We start from the raw sequence: 12,277 nt of genomic DNA on the forward strand, positions 1-12,277 counted from the left end.
ACTACTGCGCCAGGATACGAATGCGCAAGGCGGCGGACAAATCGGCCGCTGCCTCGACCAACTGGACCATGCCCTGGCGTACTGTCGCCAGGTCCTGGGGGCCCGCCGCCAACTCGACTGCACGGGCCGAGGCGACCAGTGGCTCAGCATTAAAATTACCCGCGATGCCGCGCAAAGTATGGGCGTGACGTTCGATCTGGATGAAATCCCCCGACTCGACGGCTGCACGCAGCTGCGCCAAGTCTTCGGGACAGGAGTCGATGAACAACGGACCGATCAAATCGACCACCTCGGCGTCCGCCTCGCGCAGCGCCTTCAGGAAATCGAACGCATGGGCCAGCGGCGCAGCCTCCACGGCTTCTGACACGCCTTCCTCAGCAGGGTGGAGCAAGGAGAACAGGTCATCGGCACGCAAAGGCTTGGCGATGTAATCATCCATCCCCGCTTCGAGGCAACGCTCCCGGTCACCTTCCATGGCATTGGCCGTCATGGCAATGATGCGGGTCTGGCAGCCCATCGCCCGGATCATGCGTGTCGCCTCCAGCCCGCCCATCACCGGCATTTGCCAATCCATCAGGATGACATCGAATGGGCGCTCACGCACCTGATCTACCGCCAACTGGCCGTTCTCGGCCACGGTCACGCGATGCCCCCATTTTTCCAGCAGGCTGACCGCCAGTTTCTGATTGACCAGATTATCCTCAGCCAGCAGCACATTCAGCGCTGTTCTGTTCTCCCGCAGCGAGTGTCGGGTAATCAGCGGCGTACCGGCGGGGGCCTCCCCCTTGCCGAGCACGCTGTGCATCCCCGCCAGCAAATCCTCCTGGGAAACCGGTTTGCTGAAATAGGCGGCAATCCCGAATTCACGGCAACGCTCGGCATCGCCCCGGGTTGCGCCAGACGACAGCATGATGCGTGGCACGGCGGCCAGTTGCGGCACGCCCTGCAGATGCAAGGCAAGTTGAAAACCATCCATGCCCGGCATGTGGGCATCCAGCAGGATCAGGCGCGGCACGGCGTCATGATGCGCCACCGCCAGCAAGTCTTCTGCGCAGGCATAGGTGCTCACCTGCATGCCCCAGCTGGCCAGGGTTCGGGAGAGCACAATGCGGTTGGTCTCGTTGTCATCGACCAGAATGACCGGCAGACCCGACAGCGAGACAGGCTGGGCAGCCACAGGCTGCTGGCTGTGATCGACCGGCAAGGGCAATTGCACGGTAAAGCAGCTGCCCTGCGTCAGCACGCTCTCCACCTGTATCTCGCCCCCCATCATGCTGACCAGACGATGGCAGATGGTCAGCCCCAGGCCGGTCCCCCCGTAGCGACGCGTCGTCGAGGTATCTTCCTGCATAAATGCCTCGAAAATATGGCTCAGCTTGTCAGCGGCGATGCCAATGCCGGTGTCCCGCACATCAAAACACAGGGCATCGCTGCCCTTGGCCGGGTAGGCCCGCACCACCACCTCACCGTCGGCGGTGAACTTGATCGCATTGCCGGCCAGGTTGAGCAGGATCTGGCGCAAGCGGCCAGGATCGCCCAGCACACAGTCGGGCAGGGCCGGATCGATATCGAGCACCAGTTCCAGGCCTTTTTCATGCGCCCGCAAGGCCAGGGTCTTCATCGTGTCCGCCACCAGGCGGCCTGGGTGGAAAGGAATGTGTTCAATGAGCAATTTCCCGGCTTCGATTTTCGAGAAATCGAGAATGTCATTGATGATGGTGAGCAGGGACTCGGCAGAGCTCTTGACGATCTGGAGGTACTCGCGCGGCTCTTCCGGAAGCTCGCTGGCCAGGGCCAGTTCGGTCATGCCGATCACGCCGTTCATCGGGGTCCGGATCTCATGGCTCATATTGGCCAGAAAATCGCTCTTCGCCTGGTTGGCCGCCTCGGCGGCTTCCATGGCACGACGCAGGGCTTGCTCAGCCTCCTTGCGCTCGGTGATATCGACAATGGTGCCCAGCAGGCCGCTGATCGAACCATCCGGACGGGTCAGTGCCGCCTTGCGGTAAATGGTCTCGTGCAGCACGCCATCGCGCGAATGCACCGTCGCTTCATAGACCTGTGCACCGCCCTGGCTGAACAGTTCCTCGTCCTTCTCGACATGCAGGCGAGCATCTTCCGGCGGCAGCAACTCGTGCAAGGTCCGCCCCAGCATGTCTTCGCGGCGCACCGAGAAAAAGAGTTCGAAGGCACGGTTGAGGCGCAGATAACGCCCTGAGCGATCCTTGAAATACATCGGCAGCGGGATGGCCTCGATCAGTTCTTCGACCAGGCGCAACTGCTCCTGCAAGGCCGCTTCCATCTGCTTGCGCCCGGTGATTTCCGTGCGGATGGCGATGTAGCGCGTTGGCAAGCCGGCCGCATCGAGGAAGGGGACGACTGTCGCCGAGACCCAATACAGCGCACCGGCCTTGGTGCGATTACAGATTTCGCCATGCCAGACCCGACCGCTGCTGATCGTCGCCCACATCTCCTGATAGACCGCAGCGTCATGCACACCGGATTTCAGCAACTGGTGGGTTTTGCCCAACAACTCGGCTTCCGTATACCCGCTGATTTCACAAAACCGGGGGTTGGCATACAGGATCACGCCCTGGGTGTCCGTAATGCTGACGATGGCATGCTGGTCGAGGGCGAATTTCTGGTGATCGAGCTCCCGACGCCCCTGCTCGCGGGCCTCGATCAATCGTCCCATCAGGCCCGACAAGGCTTCCAGATCGCCTTGGCGCATGGCTTCCAGCGCCACTTCATCTTCACCCAGCAGCGAAGCCGCCGTGTCGCGCAGGGAATGCAGGGCACGGTCGCGACTGCCCAGTTCTTCACGCAAGCGGTCATTGGCCTCGGTCAGTTCAGCAGAACTGACTTCCAGGCTACGCGTACGCAAGGCCAGATCCCGTTCATACTGGGCGTAACCGGCATCCACCTTGTCAATGAACTGATCCAGCTTGTCGAGCAGCGCCGAGAGCGCGGGCGAACAATGCCCGCTTGCCGAAAGCGCCTTGGCTTCTGCAAACACCGCCGCCAGCCCGGCCTCATCACTGATGCCGGTGCTGCGTTTGAGCAGCCGAAACAAGGCGCCATGCATGACCGTCAGTCCTCTCCCAAATAGGTGATGGTCATGGTCTGATTGTGGAGCTTGCAGGCCACACCCGGTGCAAAGGGGCTGATCTCGCCGTAGGAATAAAACCCGGTCAGGCAGGCCCCCTGCCCCAGCACATCGCCAACGGCCTCGACCTCCTCATCGACGCGCGCGCCCATGACGAGCTTGCGCCCCACGCAACTGACCAGAATGGCCAGACCGCCATCGGGTGCGGCCAACATCGCCTGCGTTGCTTCGGCTGCCGCTTCGGCGCCGTCGACCAGGCGATCGGTACTCGCATGCATCAGTTTGAGATAACCGCCTTCGATGATTTCCCCGGCCAGCGTCAGGCTGCCATCCGTTTCGGAAACCGCGAGAATGGTCCGGATCAGGCCGGTTTCATCGTGATCGGTACCGAGCATGGCAAAGGGGAACAGCAGGCCGGAAGCCGGCAAATCCTTGGCGTAATCGCCGAGGTAACGCTTATAGACATCCAGCGCCGGCGCACCATCGAGTTCGTAGAGGATATTGCCCACCGCCCGGGTCACCTTGCGGGCCGGGCCGAACGGCTCCCAACCGCCAAAGGAGCCATGGCCAAAGCGCAGTGCTTCGCCGGCAAAGCCGATGGCCACCACCTGATCGTCCTGCACACCGGCCGGACCGAGGGTCCAGGTTTGGGCAAAGGCACCACCATCCCCCGCCAGGCCGCCGGTCAACGGCACCTGCGGCCCCAAAACCGACGCCATCCCATCCACCAGCGCACTGCCGTTAATCGCCACACCGGGTCCCCAGACCATGACGGCGCGCAAATCGTCCGCCTGCAATTGCGTGCCCAGACGCACACCGGCCGCGCCGGAATCATCCATGCCCGCCAGTTTGGTCGTTGCACAACGCAAGGTCACGCTGTCAAAACGCACGGCATTGACGACGCAGGCATCGTCATGCACGCCATCCTGAGCGATTTCACCCGCTGTGGAGCAACCGGTCAGCAGGGCATCAGGAAAGGCCGCGCGCAGCGTCGGCACAAAATCCGGCTGGGTCAGATAACGCAGACTGCCGAAGACCTGAATCCAATCCGGCTTGAGTTCGACCAGCGCCGACAAGGCAGTGCCCAATGCGTCGGGCTGGGTAATCACCGTTTGCAGGGTTTTCATGGGGCATGCCTCCTGATTAGCAAACCCAGAAGATAGCAGATTTCACAAATACCCCGCCAACACATCCACTATTTGCCTTTTTGGGAGATTTTTTCATCCATCTCCTCGCCCAGGCCATGCCCTTCCTCTTCGGCAGCATGCAGCAACCAGACCAGATCGCTGCCCTGAACCGGCATCGGGATCATCTGGTTCCAGCGCCAGCGGAAAACCGGGCCGAACGGCACATAACGCGCAAAAACATCACCATGCGGGCTGGCCCCGAAAAAGGGCCAGGGCGACAGAAAAGCTTCTCTCAATTGCGCTTCGGTCATGGGCTACGCTCCTCTCCTGACAGCACCATCATGGCCTGCCATGACAAGACGCCAGTGTGCGCCGCCCCCGCCGCCGCTGCAAGCGGCTCAGTCGATCTTGCTGTGGCCGTCGCCATCCCGGGCCTGGCGGCCCAGCGTCAATTCCGTATCCTGGCTGATGGCTTCGAAGAACGCCTGAACCGACTTGGGATCGCCCGAGGCGGCAAAGGTCGTCTGCCCGCAATCGCATTGCCCGACCCAGATCGACTCCAGCCCGCGCAGGCCGCGCGTACTGACCGGATTGATCGTCGTCACATCGGCTCCGCAGCCATTACAGACCAGTTTCTCCGGGCGGTTTGCCTCCAGTTTGGCAAATGCCTGAGCGACCCGTGCGTCACGCGAACCGCGCAGTTTGGCTTGTCCCATGATGAATCCCTGACAATAAAAGGCGCGAGGATAGCTGTGGTCAACCCGGATGTCGAATCAGGGAGGGCTATGGCAAGATGCCCCCATGCATGCACTTCCACATCTCTCTGCGGTCGACTGGCTGGCACTGGCCATTTTCTTTGCTTCCTGGGGCGGCTATGCCTGGTACTCGGAACACAGCCCGCAAGGCCGGGGCGGCCTGATTGCGACCAGTCATCGCTTTCGCCTCAAATGGGCCTATCAATTACTCAAACGCGAAAATCGCGTCATGGACTCGACCCTGATCGGCAATCTGGTCTCCAGCGTCTCGTTTTATGCGAACACCACCATTTACATCATTGCCGGTCTGATTGCCCTGCTGGGTGCCTCGGACAAGCTGGTCAGCTTTACCGCCGACCTGCCTTTTGGTGGTGCGGGTACACAGGTGATGCTCGAACTCAAACTGATGCTGGTGCTGGCCTCCTTCGTCTTCGCCTATTTCAAATTCACCTGGGCACTGCGCCAGTTCAACCTGCTGACCATCCTCGTGGGCGCAGCGCCGAACGGTACGACAGGCACCCCGGCCATCGACGATTACGCCCAGCGCCTGGCCGGCGCCAACAATCTGGCGGGCGATGACTTCAACCGGGGCATCCGTGCTTATTATTTTGGCCTGGCCGCTGCCGGCTGGCTGATCAACCCGCTGGTGCTGGCCGTCCTGGCCGTCCTCGTCCTGGTCGTGCTCTTTCGCCGCGATTACCGCTCGTCCGCCCTGCGTATCCTGAGCGACGCACCGTGACCGGGAACGCCACGCTGGCGGGCATTGGCTTTGGCCTGCTGGCCTATTGCATCTGGGGCTTCTTCCCGCTGTTCTTCCGCCAGCTCGGGCATGTGGCCCCAATGGACATCCTGTCCAATCGTGCCGTCTGGGCCTGCCTTTTTGTCAGCCTGCTGCTCACGCTACGCGGCGGCTGGCCCAAGGTGGCGGCAACCCTGCGCACCCCCGCCCACGTTGCCCGCCTGGCCCTGGCAGCCCTGCTGGTGGGCAGCAACTGGCTGATTTTCCTGTGGGCCGTCGAACAACGCCAGGTGCTGGCATCCAGTCTGGGCTATTTCCTGACCCCACTGGTCAATGTGCTACTGGCCCTGGCCATTCTGAAGGAACGACTGAACCGGCTGGAGTGGCTCTCGGTCGGCCTGGCGGCACTGGCCCTGATCAATGAAGTCATCACCCTGGGCAGCCTGCCCTGGGTTGCACTGATGCTGGCCGCCACCTTTGGTACCTACGGCCTGGTGCGCAAACAGGTCCCGGTCGATGCCCTCTCCGGACTCTGGCTGGAAACCCTGGCCATGCTGCCGATCTGCCTGCTCTACGCAGCCTGGCAAGGCACGCAGGGCCATGCCGTTTTTGTGCCCCCGGACCTGTCGACCGCCGGACTCCTGGTTGCCGCCGGCATCCTCACCGCGCTCCCGCTGATGGCCTTTGCGGCGGCCACGCAGCGACTCGATCTGGCCACGGTGGGCATGCTGATGTACATCAACCCGAGCATGCAACTCATCACTGCCGTCCTGCTCTTCGACGAGCCCCTGGCCAGCGGCCGCCTGATCAGTTTCGGCCTGATTTGGTGCGGACTACTCTGCTTTAGCGTCAGTTTGTGGCGCAAGACACGGTCAACGGCCAAAAACCCGTTAAAATCGAGCTAAAACGCAGCTCAGGGAAGATCGTGCCAACACCGCAAAGCGACGAATTCCGCGCCTCACTTCAGGAAGCCATCCTGAACCAGGCGCCGGATGGCATTCTGGTCGTCGACCAGCATGACTGCATCGCTTCCGTGAACCGCCGCTTTCTGGAAATCTGGCGGATTCCCGTTCCCGTGTCGGGGCTGGACAGCCTGATCGGCACTCCGGACAAGGAACTCCTCCCGCTCGCTCTCCCGCTGATCGACGACCCGGCGGCTTACACGGCACGGGTCCTTGATCTCTATGCCCACCCGGACCAGGAAGATATCTGCGAACACCGCCTGCGCGATGGCCGCACGCTGCGCCGCCACTCCAACGTCCTGCGCGGGCGGGATGGCAGCTACCTCGGCCGGGTCTGGTACTTCCGCGACATCTCCGACCTGGTCAATTCGCGCCAGGCCCTGGAAGCCAGTGAACGGCGTTACCGCACTGCCTTCCAGACCACCATGGACGCGATTGCCATCACATCGCTGTGCGATGGCACCTACGTTGACGTCAACGATGCCTTCCTGAACATGACTGGTTTCAGTCGGGACGAACTGATCGGTCACACCTCGCTGGAAATCAACGTCTGGGCAGATCCGGAAGATCGCCACCAAATGGCGGCCTCCATCCTGGCAGGCACCCCGTACATGAGCCTGGAAACCCGTTTCCGGCGCAAGAACGGGGACATTTTCTGGGGAGTTTTTTCCGTCTCCCCCATGGAGCTGGACGGCCATCCCTGCCTGCTCTCGATCACCCGGGACACCACCGAAAACCACCGCACCCTGACCGAACTCGAAGCACGGGTCGAAGCCCGCACCCTCGAACTGAAGCGCGCCAAGGATGCAGCCGAAGCCGCCAGCGTGGCCAAGACCGCCTTCCTGGCCAACATGAGCCACGAAATCAGGACGCCCCTCAACGCCATCACCGGTATGGCCCACCTGATTCGCCGTGGCGGGCTCAACGAGCGCCAGGCCGACCAGATGAACAAGCTCGAGGGCGCCAGCAAGCACCTTCTGCGCATCATCAATGCGGTGCTTGAACTGTCCAAGATCGAGGCCGGCAAGCTCACCCTCCATCCTCAGGTTTTCTCGGTCGCCGGCCTGCTGCAGGAAGTCGCCGACATGATCCAGACCCAGGCCACCCATAAGGGCCTGCGCCTGAGCACGGAGATCGACCCCGCCTTGCCCCGCCAACTGATGGGCGATGTCACGGTCCTGCAACAGGCCTTGCTCAACTACGCCAGCAATGCCGTCAAGTTCACCGAGCGCGGGCATATCCGCCTGCAAGCCAGCCTGGTCGACGATGACGGCGGCTCGGCACTGATCCGGTTTGCGGTCAGCGACACCGGGATCGGCATTCAGGAAACCGTGCTCAGCCGTCTCTTCGATGCCTTCGAACAGGCGGACAATTCGATGACCCGAAAACATGGCGGGACAGGCCTGGGCTTGGCCATCACGCGCCAACTGGCCCATCTGATGGGCGGGGAAGCCAACGCCAGCAGCACGCTCGGCCAGGGCAGCACCTTCTGGCTGAGCGCCCGCCTCATGCATGCGCCCGCCGAAGTTCCCCTGAGCAACGACACCCTCGCCCTGCCCCTGCGCCGCACACTGGCCCGCCCCTACCGCATCCTGCTCGTCGAGGATGAACCGATCAATCGCGAAATCGCCGAATTCCTGTTGCAGGATGCAGGCTATCAGGTGGACTGCGCAGAAAATGGCGTGGAAGCCGTCACCCGGGCCAGCACCACCCCCTACGACCTGATCCTGATGGACATGCAGATGCCGTTCATGGACGGGTTGGAAGCCACCCGGCGCATCCGTCGCCAGGGCGGACGCCCGGTGCCCATCGTCGCAATGACGGCCAATGCCTTCCAGGAAGACCGGGAGCGTTGCCTGCGGGCCGGCATGAACGATTTCATCGCCAAACCGATTTCACCGGAGCTCCTGCTCGGCAGCATTGCCCGCTGGCTCGGCCAGCATGCTTAAGACCGCCGATCCGGCGGCATCGATGCCGCTCCGGCAGCTCTACCTGATCGTTTTCATCGAGGGCTTTTGCTCACTCGGGGCCGAAGTCATCGCCCTGCGCCGCCTGGTGCCCCATGTCGGCAGCGCCATTCTGGTTACGGCCCCGACCATCGGCTTCTTCCTCCTGGCCCTCGCGCTCGGCTACGCTGCCGGCGGCCGGGTCAGCCAGGATTACCGCCGTATCGTTGCCCGCAACTTCCTGCTCTCGGCCCTGATCGCCGGCCTCGGTCTGGCGGGCTGGACGGTCGATCTCCTGTTCAAGCACGCGCAGCCCAGCCTGATCGCTTATCTGCTCTTTGTTGGTGCGGTGTTATGCCCGATTGCCTGGCTGCTCGGCCAGACCGTCCCCATCCTGACCAACCTGATGCACCATGAGCGCATCGGCCAAGCGTCCGGACAGGCACTGTATGCCTCAACCCTCGGCTCTTTTCTTGGCTCGCTCGCCCTCTCGCTGGGTCTCATGCAATGGCTGGGCGTTTCGGCGGCAGTCGTGGCCTGCAGCCTCGGCCTGATTGGCGGCTGCCTGGTGCTGGCGGGGCGAACGCCGAAAATGGCCCTCGCCAGCCTGTTGACCGTCGCCGCGACCGTCGCCCTGAACCTGCATGCACCCGCGACCGCAGAAACGGCCTATGCCGACTATTCGGTCACACCGGTTCAACTCCCGGGCCAGGATCATCCCCGGGCCTTCACGGTCAATCAGTCGGTGGCCTCCCTGATCGACGACAGCGAGCCCCCCCATTACACCCGCTATATCCGGCACCTGCGCCAGATCCTGCTGGAAGACCTGGGCTTTCGCGAACGCGACATTCTGGTTCTGGGCGCAGGCGGTTTTACCCTCTCGCACCGCGAACCGCTCAATCGCTACACCTACGTCGATATCGATCCGGCCATCCGCGAACTGGCCGAACAGCATTTCCTGAAAATCGGGATCAATGGCCGCTTCATCGTCGATGACGCACGCCGTTATGTGGCCGGCACGAGCGAGCGCTTTGATGCCGTGTTGGTCGATGTCTACAGCTCGCACACTGCCATTCCGAGCCACCTCATTACCGAGCATTTCTGGGCGGACACCCGCCATGCGCTCAAGCCGGAGGGCGTCCTGCTCGCCAACCTCATTCTGGATGGCAAGCTGGAAAGCCCCTACGCGCGCAATCTGCTGGCCACGATCGAACGGGTTTATGGACGCTGCGCCGTCGAGGTGTTGCACAAAGGCCGCCCGCTCAGCAATGTCGAAGTGATGTGTTTTGCGAGCAGCCATCCGGCGCACACGCAGCCCTACACCGACGAACTCAACCGCGCAGATCTGGATCGCCTGCAGACGGCGCAATAAACCTCAGGCCGGCTGCAGACGCTGTGCGCGGGCGCCCGCCACCTCGTTGCCAACCAGCGCGAGCAGGACCAACCCGCCCCCAAGCAAGGTTTCCCGGGCTGGCACTTCATCCGCCCCCAACCAGGCCCAGAGTACCCCGAACAGCACTTCAAGCAGTGCCAGCAAGGCAATTTCCGGCGCCGGCAGGGCGCGACTGAGCCAGACCATCAACAGGCACGGCAGGGCCAGCTGAAACACCCCAAGGAAAGTCAGCAGGCCGACATCGTGCCAGCCAGCCTGCAGCGGCCAGGCCAGCGGTAACATGGCGGCGGCAGAAAAGCCCGCCCCCAGCATCACGGCGGGCAGCATGTCCGGCATCTGGCGAGCGCCGCCGGCATGCTCGAGCAAGGTCAGGTTCGTGGCGCCGGCCAGCGGGACGGCACAGGCCACCAGCATGCCGAGCATGGCCCCGCCCCGCCCCAGCTCTGCGCCGAACATCCAGGCGATACCGAGGCCGGCCAGGCCGATTGCGGCCCAGGTCCGGGCCGGCAAGCGACGGCCCAGAAAAACACGCGCCAGGATGGCGGTCAGCATCGGCCCCAAGGCCATGGTGACCAAAACATTGGCGACCGAGGTCAGCGTCAGCGCCAGCATGAAGGCGGTAAACATCACCGACCAGCACAGGCCGGAAGCCCAGACGATCCGCGGCGCACGGCATAGCGCCCCCCAGAAGGCACGACCACGCCAGAACGAGAGCATGAGGGCCAGCGACAGGCCATTGGCGGCGCTGCGCCAGAATGTCACTTCCACACTCTGGGCGCTCTCCAGGTGGCGCGTGACGACACCCGCCATGCTCCAGAGCAGCGTCACCAGGACCATCAAGACCACCGCACGGCGATGGCTCAGAGCAAGGGGCACGACGCTCAGCCGAGACGGCGACGCGCCTCGAACAGGCAGACGCCGGCCGCCACAGAGACGTTCAGGCTTTCCACACTGCCATGCATCGGGATGCGCACCAGTTGATCACAGTTTTCGCGGGTCAGGCGACGCATGCCCTCCCCTTCGGCGCCCAGCACCCAGGCCGTCGCCTTCGGCCATTCAGCCTGATAGAGATCGTGTTCTGCTTCGCCGGCCGTGCCCACCACCCAGATCTCGCGTTCCTGCAGTTCGCGCAGGGTGCGGGCCAGATTGGTGACCATCACATAAGGCACGGTTTCGGCCGCGCCACAGGCCGTCTTGGCCGCCACGTCGGTGAGGCCGACCGCGCGGTCCTTGGGTGCGATCACGGCATGCACGCCGGCCGCATCGGCCACGCGCAGGCAAGCGCCGAGATTGCGCGGATCGGTAATGCCATCGAGCACCAACAGGAAAGGCGGTTCTTCCAGGGTATCGAGCACATCGTCCAGATGCGCGATCTTGCGCCCGCCTTCGACACGCGCAATGACCCCCTGATGGCGTGCGCCCGGCGACATCCCGTCGAGCCGTTTGCCATCGGCGAGGATGATGCGTACATCCTGCAGTTCGGCATGCTTGATCAGGTCGCGCGCACGCGCATCCTGACGCGTCGCATCGATATAGATTTCCTTGAGGGACTCCGGATCGTGGCGGAGCTTGGCGGTGACGGCATGAAAGCCGTAGATCAGGCGGGAGGACATGGTCAAGCAGTCAAAATCGAAACCGCGATTTTACCCTGCGCCCGACGGTCGACCGTCGGAAAATGGTCAAAGCTGCTGCGTGACCCGCTGCGCCGCCGCGTGACGCGCCACCCAGCGCACCAGCAGCATGTCGTGCATCAGGACATGGTTGGTGATCCAGCGCCCGAGCAGGTCGTCGAGTTCGCGCAGCAACTGCACGGTCATCCGGTTATCGAGCGCGGACACCAGCTTCTGGACCGCCGACGAAATCGCCGCATGGTCCTCGATATGGGCTTCGCAGACTTCACGATCCAGCGCGAGCAGCAAGGAATCACGCATGATCTGCTCTTCGGTCTTGAAGTGATCGAGGATGAAGGAGAGGAGATCGCCCAGCAGGCGAACGAGCTCCGTCTCACACTGCCGACGGCGCGCCGGAATACAGCAGCTGCAGGAATCAAACTGGCGGATGTCGAGACAGATCTGCCGGGTGGCCGTCATGCAGGCCAGCAACTGCCGGTGCTCGAAATCGAGCGTCCGATGCCCGGTTTCGAGCTCGGGCGGCAAAGGGGCACCCGGGATCCAGTCCGTTACCGGCACGGCATCCCCGATGTCCTGTTTGCATCCGCGTTCGCAGAGGTCGTTCATGAGACGGGCTTG

Annotated in this window: 11 protein-coding genes; 4 read left to right on the forward strand and 7 right to left on the reverse strand. The window is 63.0% G+C overall.

The genetic code is table 11. From position 1 onward, the window contains the following. Position 1 precedes the first annotated feature (1 nt). The 4 genes from AACO21_RS05355 to AACO21_RS05370 form a co-directional block, all read right to left on the reverse strand. The gene (locus tag AACO21_RS05355) at positions 2-3,085 is read right to left on the reverse strand and encodes a response regulator (protein WP_346191473.1); all 3,084 of its coding nucleotides are present in this window, start codon (positions 3,083-3,085) and stop codon (positions 2-4) included. Between the two features lie 5 nt (positions 3,086-3,090). Further along, a complete protein-coding gene (locus tag AACO21_RS05360; RefSeq protein WP_346191474.1) occupies positions 3,091-4,233 on the reverse strand; it encodes an FIST N-terminal domain-containing protein in 1,143 nt (380 codons plus the stop codon). A gap of 68 nt (positions 4,234-4,301) precedes the next feature. Continuing rightward, the gene (locus tag AACO21_RS05365) at positions 4,302-4,544 is read right to left on the reverse strand and encodes a hypothetical protein (RefSeq protein WP_346191475.1); all 243 of its coding nucleotides are present in this window, start codon (positions 4,542-4,544) and stop codon (positions 4,302-4,304) included. Between the two features lie 87 nt (positions 4,545-4,631). Continuing rightward, a complete protein-coding gene (locus AACO21_RS05370) occupies positions 4,632-4,949 on the reverse strand; it encodes a hypothetical protein (RefSeq protein WP_346191476.1) in 318 nt (105 codons plus the stop codon). An 85-nt stretch (positions 4,950-5,034) separates the two neighbouring features. Here AACO21_RS05370 and AACO21_RS05375 point away from each other — a divergent pair, with 85 nt between their 5' ends. From AACO21_RS05375 to AACO21_RS05390, 4 genes are read left to right on the forward strand one after another with little or no spacing between them, the layout of a single operon-like run. Continuing rightward, positions 5,035-5,727, forward strand: coding sequence for a DUF599 domain-containing protein (locus tag AACO21_RS05375; RefSeq protein ID WP_346191477.1), 693 nt, complete (start codon positions 5,035-5,037; stop codon positions 5,725-5,727). Further along, complete coding sequence (gene rarD, locus AACO21_RS05380; RefSeq protein WP_346191478.1) at positions 5,724-6,632, forward strand: EamA family transporter RarD; 909 nt, start codon at positions 5,724-5,726, stop codon at positions 6,630-6,632. Before AACO21_RS05375 ends, rarD begins: the two co-directional genes overlap by 4 nt. Before the next feature lie 20 nt (positions 6,633-6,652). After that, complete coding sequence (locus AACO21_RS05385; RefSeq protein WP_346191479.1) at positions 6,653-8,638, forward strand: response regulator; 1,986 nt, start codon at positions 6,653-6,655, stop codon at positions 8,636-8,638. Further along, a complete protein-coding gene (locus AACO21_RS05390) occupies positions 8,631-10,007 on the forward strand; it encodes a fused MFS/spermidine synthase (RefSeq protein WP_346191480.1) in 1,377 nt (458 codons plus the stop codon). The genes AACO21_RS05385 and AACO21_RS05390 overlap by 8 nt, the downstream gene beginning before the upstream one ends. A gap of 3 nt (positions 10,008-10,010) precedes the next feature. Here AACO21_RS05390 and AACO21_RS05395 read toward each other — a convergent pair whose 3' ends face one another. From AACO21_RS05395 to AACO21_RS05405, 3 genes are all read right to left on the reverse strand, one after another. After that, positions 10,011-10,904, reverse strand: a complete 894-nt coding sequence (locus tag AACO21_RS05395; protein ID WP_346191481.1) for a DMT family transporter — start codon at positions 10,902-10,904, stop codon at positions 10,011-10,013. A gap of 5 nt (positions 10,905-10,909) precedes the next feature. Beyond that, positions 10,910-11,641: a 23S rRNA (guanosine(2251)-2'-O)-methyltransferase RlmB gene (gene rlmB, locus AACO21_RS05400; RefSeq protein WP_346191482.1), complete on the reverse strand. Its 732-nt coding sequence runs from the start codon at positions 11,639-11,641 to the stop codon at positions 10,910-10,912. A 66-nt stretch (positions 11,642-11,707) separates the two neighbouring features. After that, complete coding sequence (locus AACO21_RS05405) at positions 11,708-12,265, reverse strand: hemerythrin family protein (protein ID WP_346191483.1); 558 nt, start codon at positions 12,263-12,265, stop codon at positions 11,708-11,710. Between the last annotated feature and the right edge of the window lie 12 nt (positions 12,266-12,277).

This window comes from Dechloromonas sp. ZS-1 (genome assembly GCF_039649255.1).
In the GTDB taxonomy this organism is placed as follows: domain Bacteria; phylum Pseudomonadota; class Gammaproteobacteria; order Burkholderiales; family Rhodocyclaceae; genus Azonexus.